Annotated in this window: 22 protein-coding genes; 19 read left to right on the top strand and 3 right to left on the bottom strand. The window is 34.5% G+C overall.

Annotation, left to right across the window (positions count from 1 at the left end):
* The first annotated feature begins 10 nt into the window (after positions 1-10).
* Positions 11-1213: a tRNA uracil 4-sulfurtransferase ThiI gene (gene thiI, locus HZI73_RS16935; RefSeq protein WP_212694559.1), complete on the top strand. Its 1203-nt coding sequence runs from the start codon at positions 11-13 to the stop codon at positions 1211-1213.
* A 234-nt stretch (positions 1214-1447) separates the two neighbouring features.
* Here the strand turns inward: thiI and HZI73_RS16930 are convergent, their stop codons facing one another.
* The 3 genes from HZI73_RS16930 to HZI73_RS26890 form a co-directional block, all read right to left on the bottom strand.
* Complete coding sequence (locus HZI73_RS16930; RefSeq protein ID WP_212694558.1) at positions 1448-1681, bottom strand: HPr family phosphocarrier protein; 234 nt, start codon at positions 1679-1681, stop codon at positions 1448-1450.
* A gap of 329 nt (positions 1682-2010) precedes the next feature.
* Positions 2011-2175, bottom strand: a complete 165-nt coding sequence (locus tag HZI73_RS16925) for a hypothetical protein (RefSeq protein ID WP_212694557.1) — start codon at positions 2173-2175, stop codon at positions 2011-2013.
* 220 nt (positions 2176-2395) lie between these two features.
* A complete protein-coding gene (locus tag HZI73_RS26890; RefSeq protein ID WP_212694556.1) occupies positions 2396-2497 on the bottom strand; it encodes a DUF805 domain-containing protein in 102 nt (33 codons plus the stop codon).
* 84 nt (positions 2498-2581) lie between these two features.
* On the opposite strand from HZI73_RS26890, the gene mtaB reads away from it, so the two are divergent.
* The 18 genes from mtaB (at position 2582) to HZI73_RS16840 (ending at position 16688) form a co-directional block, all read left to right on the top strand.
* Positions 2582-3958: a tRNA (N(6)-L-threonylcarbamoyladenosine(37)-C(2))-methylthiotransferase MtaB gene (gene mtaB / locus HZI73_RS16915; RefSeq protein WP_212694555.1), complete on the top strand. Its 1377-nt coding sequence runs from the start codon at positions 2582-2584 to the stop codon at positions 3956-3958.
* A gap of 195 nt (positions 3959-4153) precedes the next feature.
* On the top strand, positions 4154-4414 hold the full coding sequence (locus HZI73_RS16910; RefSeq protein WP_212694554.1) for an IreB family regulatory phosphoprotein: 261 nt from the start codon (positions 4154-4156) through the stop codon (positions 4412-4414).
* Between the two features lie 298 nt (positions 4415-4712).
* A complete protein-coding gene (gene ruvX / locus HZI73_RS16905) occupies positions 4713-5132 on the top strand; it encodes a Holliday junction resolvase RuvX (RefSeq protein WP_212694553.1) in 420 nt (139 codons plus the stop codon).
* 58 nt (positions 5133-5190) lie between these two features.
* Positions 5191-5457 (top strand): DUF1292 domain-containing protein, encoded by a 267-nt coding sequence (locus HZI73_RS16900; RefSeq protein ID WP_212694552.1) that lies wholly within the window; start codon positions 5191-5193, stop codon positions 5455-5457.
* Positions 5458-5798: 341 nt separating this feature from the next.
* Positions 5799-6236 (top strand): Fur family transcriptional regulator, encoded by a 438-nt coding sequence (locus tag HZI73_RS16895; RefSeq protein ID WP_212694551.1) that lies wholly within the window; start codon positions 5799-5801, stop codon positions 6234-6236.
* Between the two features lie 63 nt (positions 6237-6299).
* Entirely contained in the window at positions 6300-7961 is a 1662-nt protein-coding gene (locus HZI73_RS16890) for a ribonuclease J (protein WP_281418804.1), read from the top strand.
* 43 nt (positions 7962-8004) lie between these two features.
* Positions 8005-8355, top strand: a complete 351-nt coding sequence (locus tag HZI73_RS16885; RefSeq protein ID WP_212694550.1) for a YlbF family regulator — start codon at positions 8005-8007, stop codon at positions 8353-8355.
* Positions 8356-8443: 88 nt separating this feature from the next.
* Positions 8444-9511, top strand: coding sequence for an endolytic transglycosylase MltG (gene mltG, locus HZI73_RS16880; protein WP_212694549.1), 1068 nt, complete (start codon positions 8444-8446; stop codon positions 9509-9511).
* 167 nt (positions 9512-9678) lie between these two features.
* Entirely contained in the window at positions 9679-10341 is a 663-nt protein-coding gene (locus HZI73_RS16875) for an O-methyltransferase (protein ID WP_212694548.1), read from the top strand.
* A 1-nt stretch (position 10342) separates the two neighbouring features.
* A complete protein-coding gene (locus tag HZI73_RS16870; protein WP_212698840.1) occupies positions 10343-11587 on the top strand; it encodes a peptidase U32 family protein in 1245 nt (414 codons plus the stop codon).
* Positions 11588-11648: 61 nt separating this feature from the next.
* Positions 11649-12356, top strand: a complete 708-nt coding sequence (gene sigK, locus HZI73_RS16865; protein WP_212694547.1) for an RNA polymerase sporulation sigma factor SigK — start codon at positions 11649-11651, stop codon at positions 12354-12356.
* Positions 12357-13224: 868 nt separating this feature from the next.
* Positions 13225-13620 carry a hypothetical protein gene (locus tag HZI73_RS16860; RefSeq protein ID WP_212694546.1) on the top strand — a complete coding sequence of 132 codons (396 nt, stop codon included), beginning with the start codon at positions 13225-13227 and terminating at the stop codon, positions 13618-13620.
* Positions 13621-13759: 139 nt separating this feature from the next.
* Positions 13760-14161, top strand: a complete 402-nt coding sequence (locus tag HZI73_RS16855) for a YdaS family helix-turn-helix protein (protein WP_212694545.1) — start codon at positions 13760-13762, stop codon at positions 14159-14161.
* A 10-nt stretch (positions 14162-14171) separates the two neighbouring features.
* Positions 14172-14354, top strand: coding sequence for a hypothetical protein (locus HZI73_RS16850; RefSeq protein WP_212694544.1), 183 nt, complete (start codon positions 14172-14174; stop codon positions 14352-14354).
* Between the two features lie 18 nt (positions 14355-14372).
* Positions 14373-14654, top strand: coding sequence for a type I restriction-modification system subunit M N-terminal domain-containing protein (locus tag HZI73_RS26955; RefSeq protein ID WP_330619559.1), 282 nt, complete (start codon positions 14373-14375; stop codon positions 14652-14654).
* Positions 14536-14787: an N-6 DNA methylase gene (locus HZI73_RS26950; protein ID WP_456300852.1), complete on the top strand. Its 252-nt coding sequence runs from the start codon at positions 14536-14538 to the stop codon at positions 14785-14787. The genes HZI73_RS26955 and HZI73_RS26950 overlap by 119 nt, the downstream gene beginning before the upstream one ends.
* A 1-nt stretch (position 14788) precedes the next feature.
* On the top strand, positions 14789-15490 hold the full coding sequence (locus tag HZI73_RS26945) for an N-6 DNA methylase (RefSeq protein ID WP_330619557.1): 702 nt from the start codon (positions 14789-14791) through the stop codon (positions 15488-15490).
* Between the two features lie 547 nt (positions 15491-16037).
* Positions 16038-16688 (top strand): methylamine utilization protein MauJ, encoded by a 651-nt coding sequence (locus HZI73_RS16840; RefSeq protein WP_212694543.1) that lies wholly within the window; start codon positions 16038-16040, stop codon positions 16686-16688.
* Positions 16689-17810 lie beyond the last annotated feature (1122 nt).

The raw sequence follows: 17810 nt of genomic DNA, 5'->3' as shown, positions 1-17810 counted from the left end.
GAATGGAACGATGGGTAATACAAAGAAGGCCTTTTTAGTTAAGTATGGTGAGATTGCGTTAAAAGGTAAAAATCGTTATATATTTGAAAATATTTTATCGGATCATATAAGGCGTACACTTAAACCTTGTGGCGACTTTCGTGTTAGTAAGGAACAAGGGAGAATCTTTATAGAGCCATTTGAAGATTATGATGAAGAAGAGGTGTTGGATCGCTTATCAAGGATATTTGGTATCATAGGTATATGTCCTGTTGTTGTTTTGGAAGACATGGATTTTGAACGTGTTAAGGAAGCAACTCTTTCCCATATGAAAGAGGTCTACCATGATTTTAATTTTACGTTTAAAGTAGAATCCAGAAGAGCTGATAAGAGATACCCGCTTAATTCCATGGAAATTGCTTGTGAAGTGGGCGCATACCTCCTTGATCATCTTCCCGATTTAACGGTGGATGTGAGAAAACCATCCATAAAAGTATGGGTTGAAATTAGAGGCAGAGCCTATATCTACTCAAAAATAATTAAAGGTCCAGGTGGTATGCCAGTTGGTTCAAATGGTAAGGCCATGCTCATGTTATCCGGTGGTATTGATTCACCTGTTGCAGGTTATCTTATTGCAAAAAGAGGGGTTAAGCTTGATGCTATTTACTATCACAGTCATCCATACACCAGTGAAAGAGCGAAGCAAAAAGTCGTTGATTTAGCTAAAATTGTATCCAGGTATTCAGGTAACATCAATTTGAATGTGGTGCCTTTTACGGATATTCAGCTGTACATCTATGAGCAGTGCCCTCATGAGCAGTTAACCATTATCATGCGCCGTATTATGATGATTATTGCTGAGCGAGTGGCTGAGAAAACAGGTGCATTAGCCCTTGTTACTGGTGAGAGTATAGGACAGGTAGCATCACAGACCATTCAGAGCTTAACAACGACCAATGCAGTATGTCACATGCCTGTATTTAGACCATTAATTGGTTTTGATAAGCAAGATATTGTGGATATATCGGAGCGAATAGGTACCTATGAAACGTCTATTTTACCCTACGAGGATTGTTGTACAATTTTTGTTGCCAAACATCCTGTAACAAAACCCACACTAAAATCCATCATCAGGTCCGAGAAGAGGCTTGAGAAAATTGAAGAGATGATGGAAGAAGCCATTAATGGTATTGAGCTTATTAAAGTACGCCCAGATCAGCATACAGAAGAATAAGATATAATCTATAGCAAGATAATAGACAATAAAAAATCCACTATTAAAGTGGATTTTTATGTTATAGCAAAGTTTTGCTTTAAAAATTAAAGAAACGTTCCTTATGTATTAACAATCTAATGGACGACGCTAAGTCATGCGTTTTCCATATAATAGATAAGGCAACTTAACCATTATATGCCATTAACAAAAGGAATAGGTATTCTAATTGGTTATTGATGTTGAAGGAATGGATTATTCTACAATAAATTCCTTCAAAGCGTCAGCAACTTCTGCGTAAGCTGCATCGTCATGAACGGTCAATTCGATTGGTTTGCTAAGATCTAAACTAAAGATTCCCATAATAGACTTTGCATCAATCACATAACGACCAGATACTAAATCAAAATCTGAATCGAATTTGCTAACAAAGTTTACGAAATTTTTAACCTTGTCGATTGAGTTTAAGGATACTTTGATTGTTTTCATATAATGACCCCCTTGCTTCATGTTTTTTAATACAACATTATACTAACCTGTATTGTAATATAAGTCAATAACTAATATTACCAAAAAAAGTAAACCAAATTAGGTGCTTTTAGTCAAAGCACTGATAATATAAACAAAAAAAATCTATTTTATTGTGAGGTATTAATATGAAAAAACAGCTCATACGCTAGGCTGACCTAAATACGAATTAACCTCGTTTGATAATAATATCTCTTGAAAGCAATTTATCTATAATTGATATAACTCCAAACTAAGCTATGTAAAGATTGTAGGTTTAGTTAAGGTTGTCCAAAAAGACAACCCTAAAACTAGTCTTTTAAGCTAACGTCTAATGTTAGTTTGTATAATGGTGGTATAGTCGTGAGTATTTGTGCACCTGCATCGACAATTATTCTTGGATCAGCAGGGTTTTGATTAATTTGAATTGTTATAACTTCTCCAAATGTAGCTTTAGCACTAACTTTAGTTTCCATTCATTTCACCGCCTTTATGTTTTTGCTATATTATATTCACAAATGATAGAAATGGTACAAGCTTTATGAAATAAAACTAAAATTGTATATACACAGAAGTTAATCTATGCTATATTGCTCATCATCAAATGTATGATATTTACCTAATAGATCATCACCATATTTATTACTTAGTACCAGGTCTAAAAAATAAATATAATTCAAATAATAGTGCAATAATTTAAAATATAGGCGTTATAGGCATAAAATAAGCCAGTATGAGCCATCCAGTTTTACTAAAATCATGTAATCTTTTAACTGAAAGCATAATAATGCATATCATTAAGGAAGAAAAAATATTGAGTTGATTACTTAGCTAGGGTGTGGTAGATTATATGTTGTGCTGAACATAGGAGGAATTAACCTTATGAAAGATATAAAAGAAGAAAAAGTTGATTTAAGACTTAGTCATGATGCGTTTTATAAAAAATATGGGCGTAAAAAAATCGTATCTACGTATACATTAGGCTGTAAAGTCAATCAATATGAAACGGAAGCCATGGAAGAACTTTTTGAAGAATCCGGTTATGCCATTGGGAATTTTTCAGATGCAGCTGATATCTATGTGGTTAATACATGCACCGTCACCAATATTGCCGACAAAAAATCAAGACAGATGCTGTCAAAAGCTAGGAAAAAAAATCAAGAGGCAGTTATTGTTGCAGTAGGGTGCTATGCGCAAGTAGCAGGTGAGAAGTTGCAAGCTGATCATCATATTGACCTTGTCATTGGCAGTAATCATAAGAATAAAGTTGTTGAGCTTGTAGAATCCTATCTTTTAGATGGTCACCCCATACAAGTTATCGAAGATATTGGTCAAACAACAGACTATGAAGATATATGGATTACCAAAGTCAGTGATAAAACAAGAGCTTATATTAAGATACAAGATGGCTGCAATCAATTCTGCTCTTATTGTATTATTCCTTATACGAGAGGTCGAATAAGAAGCCGGGAAATTGGTGACATTATTAAGGAAGTCAAGACCCTTGCTCAGAATGGTTACCATGAGGTGGTTTTAACAGGTATTCATATTGGGTCTTATGGTAAAGATCAAGATGACCATGTCACGCTATTAGGCCTATTAAATAGCCTTCATACCATTGAAGGCATCCAACGCATACGCCTTGGCTCACTGGAACCTAATTTGATTACGGCTGATTTTATGGCAGGTTTGGTACAATTAAATAAGGTATGCCCTCATTTTCATTTATCATTACAAAGCGGATGTGATGCGGTTCTTAAGCGTATGAATAGAAAATACTCAACCAGTGAATATGCTGAGAAGGTAGGGCTCATTAGAAAGACGTATGCTAATCCATCCATAACAACAGATATTATCGTTGGTTTTCCAGGTGAAACAGAAGGGGAATTTCAGGAAACCCTTGATTTTATAAAACACATACAGTTTAGTCATATTCATGTCTTCAAATACTCCATGCGAGAGGGAACACCAGCAGCTGACAGAACAGATCAAATCGATGCTGCTGTCAAAGCAAAAAGGAGTCAAACCATTATAGCATGTCAAGATAAGATTACACGCAGTTTTTTAGAAACGCTTATGAATAAGGACTATCATGTACTTTACGAAGAAAAAATAGTGGTAGATGATACATTCTATTATTATGGATTTACGGATAATTATATAAAAGTGAAAACAGCAAGCCCCACCAATATTCAGAATAAGCTGTTATCCACACGCATTATAGCTATTCAAGAGAACATGTTGATTGGCGAAATATAGCAATAATCATCTATATATAAAGAAATAGAGCAATATTTTTCGTATTATGGTTAGCATTAGATTAAAATCATGTTACAGAGCATTTTTTAATTGTATTTTATTGGCATATATATTAATATATAGTAAAAGGTAGTTATAGGTCTTTCAACCTAAAGAAATTTACGATACAATTGTAGAAGTTAGGATGTGATATGTGTGAAGGATATTAATAGTACTCAATTTTTTAAGAAATATAAAAAGGAACCAGAAGATGCTAACGAAGTGTTGGTAAGTGTTTACAATGCTCTTACAGAAAAAGGATATAATCCAATACATCAGATAGTAGGCTACATTTTGTCAGGTGATCCTACATATATCACTAGCCACAAAAATGCTAGAAGTAAGATTAGTAAAATAGAACGTGATGAGTTGTTGGAAGAATTAGTTAAAAATTATATAGACAATAACTGCAAGTAGAAGTATAATAGTGTAGTACATGATGACTGTAGAGAGCATTCTGTCTACAGTTTTTTGTGTGTTATAGATAGGAATAAATAACTAGTCTTATAGAGTTAAGACTTATATGGTATGAGGATGTAAAAGTGTGCATGGAGCACACTCTTGTTGTCTGCTTTTATAATTATTAATTTTATAAAAAGAAATATAGAACTTATACGATTTATGTGAAAAAGAGATGGTTATATAGGGTTATGAGTATAAAGGTAAGTCATTGTTGGTATCATTTTAATGTATAATCAGTATTGGATGTGATAGCATGCGTGTTTTAGGTTTAGATTATGGGAGCAAAACAGTGGGAGTAGCCGTCAGTGATCCATTGGGCTGGACAGCTCAAGGCATTGAAACAATCCATCGAAAAGAAGAAAATAATCTAAAATCTACAATTACAAGATTAACTGAGATTATAAATGAGTATAATATAGAAAAGATTGTATTAGGGCTACCAAAAAATATGAACAATACTTGTGGTGAGCGCGTGGACCGTACCTTATATTTTAAGGATCGGTTAATCCGGGAATTATCCCTGCCAGTTGAAACTTGGGATGAACGATTGAGTACCATGGGAGCAAAACGTTCCATGTTAGAAGCTGATTTGAGTCGAATGAAGCAAAAAAAAATAATTGACAAAATGGCTGCGGTCTATATTTTACAAGGATATTTGGATTGTAAAATGTGAGTAGGCTATATTAAGATTATATCATAAACATAATTTACCTTATTAGGAGGTGTACCATATGGAGACAATCAATTTCACCATTGAAGAAACAGGCGAACAAGTGGATTTCGCGATACTCAGTACGGCAACTCATGGGGATATAACCTATCTGTTAGTTGTAGACGAAACAGAGCTGGAATGCGATGATATGACAGCTTATGTGATTAAGGCAATTGAACAAGATGATGAGGATATTATCTATGAAATCGTTGATGACGATGCAGAATTATTACCTGTCAGTGAAAAATTAATGGATGCATTAGACGATTTCGAGATAGATATGTAGGTCTTATTGGTTAGGACATATGCACGGTATATTTGACAAAATCATCTTCCCCATTTATAATTGTTATAACTGTTTGTAATTTGACGAGGTATAGGCAAGAGATTTTGTTAAGGAATAGTATCGGGTGTTTCGATTGTACGAAAGATGTAAGTAAAAAAATGATTCAGATTGTATTGCATAAATGAGCTGATTATGACTTGTCATATAAGGACAATAAAATATCGAACCTGAACAAGTTGAATGTGTGTTACGTATAAAATCAAAAAGGTTTTTCAAGCAATAGATGCAGCGTGATGCAGGTCAATATGTATAACCAATTAAACGAATATGGGGGAATATAAGTGTCTGTAAATAGTGAAGAGTTTAGACAGTTATTAAAAGAAAAAGGATTAAAATTAACAACCCAAAGAAGAATGGTGCTGGATGTATTACAGGAAAACGAAGGACAACATCTTACTGCTGAAGAAATTCATGAGATCGTTCGTGTAAGATGTCCTGAAATTGGTTTAGCTACAGTATATAGAACAATTCAGCTCTTGCATGAGTTAAAATTAATTGATAAATTAAATTTGGACGATGGCTATATTCGTTATGAAATTGGTAAGTTTAATGATGATCATCACCATCACCACCATTTAATATGTGAGGTATGTGGAAAAGTAATTGAAGTAGAAGATGATTTGATGGAGTCTATAGAAGAGCGATTTCTTTCAAAATATAATTTTGCAGTAACTGACCACAAAGTGAAGTTCTATGGTATCTGTAAAGACTGTAAATAATGAAATGTCCGGCAGACAAAGAAAAAAAGAAAAAAATAGGGAGAAAAATTAGGAGGTGTCTATTTGACAAAGAAAGTATCAAAACTGAAAATTATACCTTTAGGCGGACTTGAGCAAATAGGTATGAACATTACTGCCTTTGAATATAACGATAATATTATTGTTGTTGACTGCGGTATTGCATTTCCAGAAGATGAAATGTTAGGAATAGACTTAGTCATTCCAGATGTAACCTATCTGAAGGATAATGTAGACAAAGTGAAAGGTATTGTCCTAACCCATGGACATGAAGATCATATAGGAGCATTGCCCTATGTTCTTCGTGATGTTAATGTGCCTGTATATGGGACAAAATTAACATTAGGACTTGTAGAAAACAAATTAAGAGAGCATAATCTACTAAAGAGTGTCAAAAGAAAATGTATTACGCCAGGACAAACAATAACATTGGGTAGCTTTAAAGTGGAGTTTATTCGCACGAATCATAGTATTGCCGATGCGGTAGCTTTAGCCATAACAACACCAGCTGGAGTGGTGATACACTCTGGTGACTTTAAAGTGGACTATACACCCATTCATGGAGAACCCATTAATTTACAGAGATTTGCAGAACTAGGACGCAAAGGTGTCTTACTTTTTATGGCAGACAGTACCAACGTAGAACGTAAAGGTTATACCATGTCTGAAAGTACAGTTGGAGAATCATTAGATGATATCTTCTTAGATTCAGAAGGAAAACGTATTATTGTTGCTACATTTGCTTCCAATGTGGATCGTGTTCAGCAAATTGTGTGGGCAGCTCAGCACTTCAATAGAAAAGTAGTTGTTGAAGGTAGGAGTATGGTCAATGTTGTAAAGACAGCTATGGAACTGGGTTACCTAAAAATGCCAGAAAATACCATGATTGGTGTTGAAGAGATTAATCGATACAAAGATGGTCAACTGGTGATTATAACAACAGGAAGTCAAGGGGAGGCAATGGCTGCATTGTCCAGAATGGCATCCTCAAATCATAGAAAAATAGAAATAAAAGCAGGAGATCGTATCATCTTTAGTTCAAAACCAATTCCAGGTAATGAAAAAACAGTGTCCCGTGTCATTGATGATTTGTATAGAAAAGGGGCAGAAGTTATATGTGAAGATACCCATGTTTCTGGTCATGCTATGCAAGAAGAGTTAAAACTATTGCATACACTTGTAAAACCTAAATACTTTATACCGGTACATGGTGAATACCGTCATCTAAAGAAACATGCTGAATTAGCGTGTAAGATGGGTATGAAGGAAGATGATGTTTTTATTTTAACAAGTGGCGATGTATTAGAACTTGATAAGTCTGGTGGTCAGATAACAGGTAGAGTACCTGCTGAACAGATCCTTGTGGACGGTTTAGGTGTAGGTGATGTTGGAAACATTGTTCTACGGGACAGACAGAAATTATCACAAGATGGTCTATTAATCGTTGTTGTTACATTACAGAAACAGACTGGACAAATATTGTGTGGACCTGATATAATATCTAGAGGATTCGTATATGTTAGGGAATCAGAAGATTTGATGTTAGAAGCTAGAAATGTTGTCAAAAATGCTTTAGAACAGTGTCACAAAAAACGTATTACAGATTGGTCAAAAATTAAAGGTGTTGTTCGGGATGCGCTTAGAGATTATCTATGGGCTAAGACGAAAAGAAGCCCAATGATTTTACCAATCATTATGGAAGTATAAACTCAACCATAAATTGTCAATAACCGCGAGAGGAAGTATTGTTGTGGATTATATAAAAGAAGCAAAGCAGTTCGTTAACAGACTTAAAGAAACGCAAGCCTATAAGGATTACCATCAGTATAAAAAAGTCATCATGTCTAATCCACAGTTACTAAAACAAGTTAACGATTATCGGAAGAAATCTTTTCAAATACAAATGGAGCATGGTGAAGGTTCTTACGACAGTTATGAAAATCTATTAAACTTGAACCAAGAATTCAAGGGGTTAATTGAAGGAACAGAAGTAAAGGCATTTTTAGAGGCTGAAACGAAGTTCTCTGAAATGATAACAGAAGTATATGATTGTATAGCCGAGGAAATGGATTTTGACCTGGATTTTCTAGAAGAAGAATAAGCAAACCTGTTTTTAAGGACAATAGTTTTAACTTTTGTTGTTGTCAATGGACGTATATGAGCGTAAGTGAACCAGAAGGGTGACAAAAATGAGTAAGAAAACGATGTTGAAAATGTTATATTTATTATCAAAGGTTATTATTTTATGTGTAGCCGTGTGGATTATCTTTTTTGTGGCTAGAGGAGTATATGATTATTCCTATAAGCTAATGTCAAAAAAGCCTGCTGAAGATATTGTGGTAAAAACAGTTGAAGTAACTGTTCCAAAAGGAGCCACATCTAAGGATATTGCCAATATATTGCATGATAATGAATTAATTAATAACACGTATTACTTTTTAGCCTACGCCAAGTTATCAGGTAAAGGCAGTAAGTTTCAATATGGTGATTATACCCTCAATACGGGTATGACAGAGGAAGAAATCGCTGAGATTTTGACAACCAATGGTGCCAAGAAAGAAACCATTAAATTCACCATTCCTGAAGGTTATACCATACAACAGATTGCTGATAAGCTACAGAAAGAAAAAATCTGTAAATCATCAGAATTTATGGCTGCTATTAATGACGTCAATTATGATTATCGCTTTTTAGAAGATCTTCCAGATCGTAATATTAAATTACAAGGTTATCTATTTCCATCAACTTATGAAGTCTATAAAGACGCATCTGCACAAGATATCGTCAGTATTATGTTAAAACAGTTTGATAAAGTTTTTAAAGATGAATACTATACACGAGCCGAAGAATTAGGTATGACAGTTGACCAGATTGTGACAATGGCATCCATCATTGAAAAAGAAGTACGGGTGGATGAGGAAAGAGAAATTGTAGCAGGTATCATCTACAATCGATTAGAAGATGGTATGAAGCTACAAATGTGTTCAACGGTTATGTACGCGTTGGATAAGAGAAGAGACCGTTTGTTATATGATGATCTAGAAATAGAGTCACCTTATAATACGTATCTATATCCTGAGTTGCCCATAGGACCAATAGCCAATCCAGGTGAGCGTTCTATAGAAGCTTCATTATACCCAACAGAATCGGATTATTTATATTTTTCACTTAGGAATCCAGAAACGGGTGAACATGAGTTTAATACAACACTCGATGCACACAACAAGGTCAAAGGTAAGTATCAAAATGAATTTTAATAACCATAAACTGCTCTACGCAATTCAATGATTTGCTAGGTGGTTATGGGATTTGGAAGATATACCGTATAAGTAGTCTCATCTTGTGATGAGAGGGGTTTTATGAAACCTTAACTTATAAGTATATCTTCCTTCCATGTTAGCTCAAATGCAAAAGGAGACGAGTTATGAGTGAAATCACGTATCCCTATATTCGGGATTACCTTAAAGCCATTCAGCCAGAGGAGGATGAACGGATACATGCCATAAGAGAAGAAGCAATAGCTGGGCATGTTCCGATCATTAAATCAGAGGTTAAGCAATTATTGCGCTTTCTCATAGCCATGCATAAACCAGTCCGTATTCTGGAGATTGGAACTGCAATAGCCTATTCATCCATTATTATGTGTGACTGTATGGGAGATCATGGGCATATTACAACCATAGAACGTAGCCAGAAGATGATAAGCCAAGCGTTGCACAACATTGAACGGACAGGTAAAAAAGAGCAGATTACGTTGTTAGAAGGTGATGCTGGTGATATCCTAAAGACACTTACTGGACCCTATGATATGATTTTTATGGATGCAGCCAAGGGACAGTATTTGACATTTTTACCTGATTGTATGCGCCTGTTAAAAGTAAATGGTTTATTGATATCGGATAATGTCCTTCAAGATGGAACCGTTGCAAAATCACGTTTTAATGTACCAAGAAGGCAAAGAACTATACACCAGCGTATGCGAGAATACTTATGGGAAATCAATCATCATCCTCAGTTGCAGACGTCCATATTACCTGTGGCTGATGGGGTTACATTAAGTTTTAAATTAGATGAAAGGCGTTGTTAAGATGAAAAAACCTGAGTTACTCATACCAGCAGGAAATCTAGAAAATTTAGAAGTAGCTGTTTTATATGGAGCAGATGCCGTTTATATTGGTGGGCAGGAGTTTGGCCTACGGGCTAAAGCTAAGAATTTTTCATTAGAACAAATGAAAGAAGGCATAGCTTTTGCCCATGCACATGGTGTGAAAGTCTATGTGACGGCTAACATTATTGCTCATAACGATGATATAGATGGGGTCTATGCATACTTTGAAGCACTAAAAGACATGAATGCAGATGCCCTGATTATTGCTGATCCTGGTATTTTAGCCATAGCTCAGGAGGTTCTTCCTAACATGGAACTACATCTAAGTACGCAGGCCAATAACACCAACTATAAAAGTGTAAGTTTCTGGCATAATCTTGGTGTTAAGCGTGTGGTTGTCGCGAGAGAGCTTTCCTTTAGAGAGATTAAGACCATATCAGATCGTACACCAGTGACCTTAGATATAGAAGCATTTGTACATGGTGCAATGTGCATTTCTTATTCGGGCCGCTGTCTTTTAAGTAATTATATGGCTGGAAGAGATGCCAATAAAGGAGCCTGTACCCATCCTTGCCGTTGGCAATATCATCTGGTAGAGGAAACACGGCCAAATGAATACATGCCTGTATTTGAAAATGACAGGGGTACGTATGTGTATAATTCTAAAGACTTGTGTATGCTGGAGTATATACCTGATTTAGTAGAGGCAGGTGTCTATAGTTTTAAGATTGAAGGTAGAATGAAGACCCAACTCTACGTGGCATCTGTTACCCGAACATACCGTCAAGCACTGGATGATTACTTAGAGAATCCAGATAAATATAAAGCTAACATACCTCAATATCTGGAGGAAATAAAAAAATGTACACATCGAAAATTTACCACAGGTTTCTATTTTCAAAAACCTGATGAAGAAGGTCAAATCTACGATTCAAACACGTATATTAGAAGCTACAAATTTATTGGTAAAGTGGTATCTTATGATGCAGATAGGCAGATGGTTACCTTACAGCAACGCTATAAATTTTCTGTAGGTGATGAAATAGAGTTTATGGATGTTCAAGGCGATAACTACTCGGTGATCGTTGAAGCAATGTGGGACGAAGATGGTCACCCACTAGACAGTGCTCCTCATCCAAAACAACATATTCAATTTAAACTTGACCGTCCTTTTCTTAAGAATACCATCGTAAGAGCCAAGAATGCGTCACCCCTAGACAACTAAAAATTAATCGTATTTTTTTTATTGGAAAGGCACTTTCTAACTATTTTTTTCATAAACTATTATGAATACATATTTAGAGGTGCTTTTTATTTTGCTATTTAACTTATTGACATTCATTATACCAGGGTTCTATTTTACAACATCTCAGTCTTTCCCGAAACCTTTATCAAGTGAAGAGGAGAAGGAGTATTTAATAAAGTGTAAGGAAGGCGATATGCAAGCGAGAAATGTATTAATCGAGAGAAACCTTCGCTTAGTTGCACACATTGTAAAAAAATACAACACATCAGAGCGGGATATGGATGATCTGATATCCATCGGGACAATCGGTCTAATTAAAGCAATAACGACTTTTAACATTGAAAAAGGTACAAGACTAGCTACTTATGCCGCCCGTTGTATAGAAAATGAGTTATTAATGATGCTCAGAAATGAAAAAAAGCACTCTAAGGAAATTTCGTTACAAGAGCCCATAGGCATTGATAAAGAGGGGAATGAAATTAGTCTAATCGATGTGATTGAAACGAAATCCGATTCCGTAGTAGATCAAGTAGACCTTAAAATGAAGATTAAACTGCTCTATCATAAGATGAAAGATGTGTTGAAGCAGAGAGAGAAAACAGTCATAGAGCTTCGATATGGCTTAAATAATGGGGTTGAGAGGACGCAGAGGGAGATTGCTTGCATGCTGGGGATATCCAGGTCTTATGTGTCGAGGATAGAGAAGAAGGCTCTGAGTAAGTTGAATAAGGAGTTTCATAATAGATAGATAGAGTAGGGCTAAACAGTAAGCAGGAGTTGTTTACTAGTTTAGCCCTATTTGGACTGTATTGTAGTGGCTATATCACTTGGGCCTTGACTCATCCACTATAGATAAAACCATAGGCCATGGCACCACAGCACAATGGAACCTATCTATAAAAAAGTATGTAGGAGAGTATAGACTAAAGATTTCCTAGGAAAATCTATTCAAAGGCTAGGTCATGTAGAATCAATGTTATTGATATAACGTGCCTAATAGATACTAATGAAGAGATTAATGAAACTATCAAATTTTCATATCTCTTAGTAAATTGAAGATGGTGTTCTATATAGATAACCTAGACAAAGGCCTTGTTAGGTATCTTTAATATTATTACAGAGTCAGAGGTAAATGAGCTTAGAGAAGAAATAAAGATGTGTCTTTTTAATGCTATGACTGAGAGGTACATCAAAAGTAATGCAGGATTGTTAGTTGAAGAAGAAAAGGAAGTACCATTTGACTTTAAAGGTAAACAGATGAGGGCTTAGGATACCAGTATAAAGTATTTCTTTTGATAATATAAACTCAACTAATAATACAATATTTGATTTTATTGTGTATGGTCTAGGAATTTTAAGCACTATGACTATAAAAGGACTAATAAACAGTAGATTGCGTATTCTTTGCTCAGGAAGACAACCACATGAATTACCTTTTTGGATAGAGGCGAAGCAACTATTAGGCGATATGGATTACAATACGATATTTAATGGAATTACTTGCAAAAATGAAGGCAATGTATATGATGCAATACCCTGTAAAGAAGTGTTGGGTGAGAATAGCAATATAGAGGTATTTAGAGATATCACAGATAATTTTTTGAGGAGATATCAAAATGAGTAAAGGTGAAATAATAAACGCGGTGTATAAAGCAAATCTAAGTAAACGAGCAACACTTGTAATCTTATATTTTCTTAAAAGAGAAAGTTGGTATCATGAAAAGGGTGGGCAGCGATCAAATTACTTTACAATATTGAAAGGTGAACTGGAGATTAAGGAAGTGAATCTGTTCGAAATAGAAAGTAAAGAACAAAGAATCATTGAGAATGAGCAGAAGGAAAAAGAAGAAAAAAGGTTTAAAATATCTGTGTTTCAGCGAGTAAAACAATCTCTCAGTGCATACTGTCATAGAGTCTATGCAATGGTGTCATACCTTGAATTATACAACTCTAAGGGTAAGGATATTGAGAAAGAAATTTTAAAGACAATAGGCATGAATCTTGCACTCTAGCATATTGTGTTAACTGATAAAAAAGTATAGTATCTGAGAATTAGTTACAAAAATTTGGATATAGTTATTGACTAAGTAAATAAATAGGATTATAAAAAATATTGACTAAGTCAATAAAAATGAAATGGGAGGGGAATACTTGATAGGATTAGAATTTATTCTTTGGTTATATAATATGCAGCACGTTGAGTTGGCTGAACACTTAGGAATTAAGAAACAGAATATTAACATGTGGGTTAAGAGAAGACAAAATATTCCTAAAAAGTATCTCCCAGTATTGGAAGAACTATTTGTAATAGATCGAGAAGTTTTCTCTAGAGAGTTAGATGAGATTGAAAAGCTTGAAATACAAAAGGAGAAACTTAAGAATGACTTAGAACCTGTAATCACAAGACATGATAAACGATACAAATCAGGAGCAGTAAGTGACCTTGTAGATATTCCTATATATGATAAAGAGGAAATCAATATCATTGAAAGGGATATTGAAAAAGCAAAGTTGGTTACAAGGTTTAAAAGAAGCGATAGATATAGTAGATAATAATCCATATATGGATACCTTCAAGCTGATGGTTGAACTGATGAAGAAAGCTCAGCATGAATCCATTCTTCATAAGTCAATTGAAGCTTTGTCCCATTATCTTGAAGTATTACCTGAAAGTATAAACAGTGACGAAGTACAAGAAGAATTTGAAACAGAAATTTTTGAAATCTTTGATGATTATAATTATTAAATAAGGGAGGCTATTTAAATGGCGACAACAGGAAACATAGGATTTGAAGAAACACTATGGAAAGCAGCAGATAAACTAAGAGGAAGCATGGATTCTAGTGAATATAAGCACGTTGTACATGGTCTTATATTCTTAAAATATATCTCAGATAAATTTGAAACTAAATACGAAGCATTGATGGATGAAGGTGAAGGTTTTGAAGAAGACCGTGATGAATATGAAGCGGAAAATATTTTCTGGGTTCCTAAAGAAGCTAGATGGAGCTTTATCATGGACAATGGATCTTATTTCCACTATTAAGCTTCACCAAAACGGTGAAAAAGATTTACTGGGACGAGTTTATGAGTATTTCCTAGGCCAGTTTGCTTCAGCTGAAGGCAAAGGCGGTGGAGAATTTTATACTCCTACAAGTATTGTTAAAGACTTTAGTTGAAATGTTAGAGCCATATCGAGGCAGAACTTATGATCCAGCTTGTGGATCAGGTGGCATGTTTGTTCAAAGTGAAAAGTTCGTAGAAGAGCACCAAGGTAAGGTAGAGAACCTATCAATTTATGGTCAAGAAATCAATTCAACAACATGGAAACTTTGTAAAATGAATCTTGCTATTAGAGGACTTGATGCAAACCTTGGAGATCACCATGCAGATACGTTCCATAACGATATGCATAAAACATTAAAAGCTGATTATATAATTGCTAATCCACCTTTTAATATTAGTGATTGGGGTGGAAATCATTTAACGGATGATGTTCGCTGGAGATATGGAACACCACCAGCTGGAAATGCAAACTATGCATGGTTGCAGCATATGGTATATCATTTAGGACCAAATGGATCAGCAGGAATTGTACTTGCCAATGGTTCTCTTAGTTCAAATACTTCTAACGAGGGTGAAATTAGAAAAAATTTACTTGAAGTAGATTTGATAGATGCAATCGTTGCGTTACCTGACAAGTTATTCTATTCAACAGGGATACCAGTTTCTCTTTGGATTCTTAATAGAAACAAAGAAAATAACCCTAGCTACAGAAGCAGAAAGCATGAAGTTTTATTTATTGATGCAAGAAATCTTGACTTGAATTATCAACCCTGTTACAATGTTAACATGGAAGCAACTGCCAAAAACTGCATATAGAAAGCCATCAAAGGCTCTGTAACTTTAACTAGTTATGGAGTCTTTTTTTGTACCCAATTTAAATAACCACATTTATATGTGGTTATTTTATAGGTGGATTTCACACTTCTATTGCTTTTTGGCAAGGAGAGGAGTTGAGATCATGTCAGTAAGCATACATGCTCCATTCCTTAGGTTTTGAAATGACAATAACAAATTTCAAAATACGGAGGAGGAAGCAAATGAATAAGATTATCTTATGTGATGCGTGTCAAAATTTCGGAAATGAAAAGAACTACTGTGATAGCTTTTATTCATGTTTACTTTTATTATACAAGTGCACTTTTTATAGGGGCTTTTTATTTTGGAAATTTTAATAGACAATAATGTGGACAGGGATAAATTGGTAGGTGTATAATTTATATAATATTTAAGGAGGTACTAAGATGAGTGGTAGAAGAGTTTGGGAAGTTGATTTAACGTAATAGGTCCTATTACAATTCAGAGCAGTATAAGTTTTAAGCGTGAGAAAGGTTTCGACCATCACCAGTTTTACTCTGACATTCGGTTGAAGGATTCTCAACTGGGATTGCAAGCAACAATTACAGCATATGCGGAAACTAGCGAGATAGCAGAGACGGTTGCGTATGTTTACTTTGGACATATGATAGATGTTATAGCTTTTGAGAATGATATAGCAATTAGTTTGTTTACACGCAATGGACAAGGTAATAGGAACGCAAAATATCTTACTAGGAGACGATTGGAGAAGGCTGATTTTATAGAATCATTTGAGATTGCAAGACGGCTAGAGGTAGAAGAACCGAAGTTATTGCGTGCAATTGGCTGGTATTCAAAAGGAAAGAATACAGAGAACACGTTTGATAAGTTTTTTTCTTACTGGAATGTTATAGAGATACTAGGGAAGGCGTATCATACGCAAACTGCCAGAACTCAGAAAGGTGTTAAGAATATGATATACCAATCTTTCCTAGATTATTTTGGTTCAGAGAATGAATGGAATATTCCAAATGTTTGGATTGATATTATGTACCAAAAGCGGAATGAAGTTGTTCATGGTGGACAAGATAATACAGTTGAGGCCATCAACAATTTTTCAGGTATGGTGCCTAAGTTAGAAGAGATAAGTCATCGGTTGGCTAAGAATATATTTGAGTCAAAATATAATAGAAGAGATTTCGAATATTTCGATTTCTAAGGGATAAGTTAATGGTGAGCTACCGCATATAGACGGCATATTACACTGTGTCTTTTAGAGAAAGGGAGAAATCTCTTTCAGGTGAAGAGCTTATCTATGTTGATTTTATTCTATTTGACTATTGTGGATATAGTGATGATATGTATTAAAAGAGTTTGATAGTCTTGATTAACTTGAAAGAGCAATTAAGGATGATGGTAAAGACTATAAATTTGTAAAAGATTATCATGATTTGTTAGAATGCTACGCAGAACATAGAGGTATTCCTTGTTTTAATATAAGTAATGTTAGATTAGAATGGATAGAATAAATATGAATCATTATCATATTTTATTTTTAGCCCTTCCTTGACAGTAGGGTATGTAAATTGAATTGCGAGCTAGATAGTAAATGAAAATATTAATCCTTCAGTTATTCTGGGGTGAGTAGTTTTCAACTATTGAGGATTGAATAGCTCAAGTGATAGTTAGAAATAGAATGGAACAAAGATTAGAGAATATCTTTTTGGAAGATATTTCTATGGATATAGACCACATAAAACAGCAATAAGCTTTCAAAGGGCAAAGTTTATAGAGCCTAATATTGTGGGAGTATTTGATAACATAAATCATTGTAAGCTAATAAAAGCAGTATAGTATTGTAAGTTGATTAAGAATTAAAGTTATCTGTAGTAAGAAGTGCGGTGAAAATGATATTGGCACAAAATGATATTGATTTGACATTTTTAGAGAAAAAGGATATAATATGGCAACAAAGCATTAAAGTAGTTGATTAAAGTGGTAAAGATGTCCCGTTGCAGAATTCTATTGGATGCAACATTTGTTTATAGGCACTTCTGAGACATAAACTACTAAATAAATACAAAAATAGCAAGATAGTAGTAGAGAAATAAATTCTGATAGAATTTAACGTCACTAGGTCATTAATGTCTTATGGAGGGTATATTTGAAAAAAGAACTACACTATTCAGGTGTAGTTTGTGAAGCTATGTCTTTTAAAGTAAAAGCAAATAAAGCTAGTTATAGAGGAAGGGTACGAAAGTTGACAGGATGATACTAAAACTTGTTTAACAGATGTAAATCTATGTTAGAATTATACAATGATTCACATAAAGGTTGTAAA

Source organism: Vallitalea pronyensis (assembly GCF_018141445.1).
Taxonomy (GTDB): domain Bacteria; phylum Bacillota; class Clostridia; order Lachnospirales; family Vallitaleaceae; genus Vallitalea; species Vallitalea pronyensis.
The sequence above is the reverse complement of the archived record's forward strand: the minus strand, read 5'-3'. Positions and strand labels throughout refer to the sequence as shown.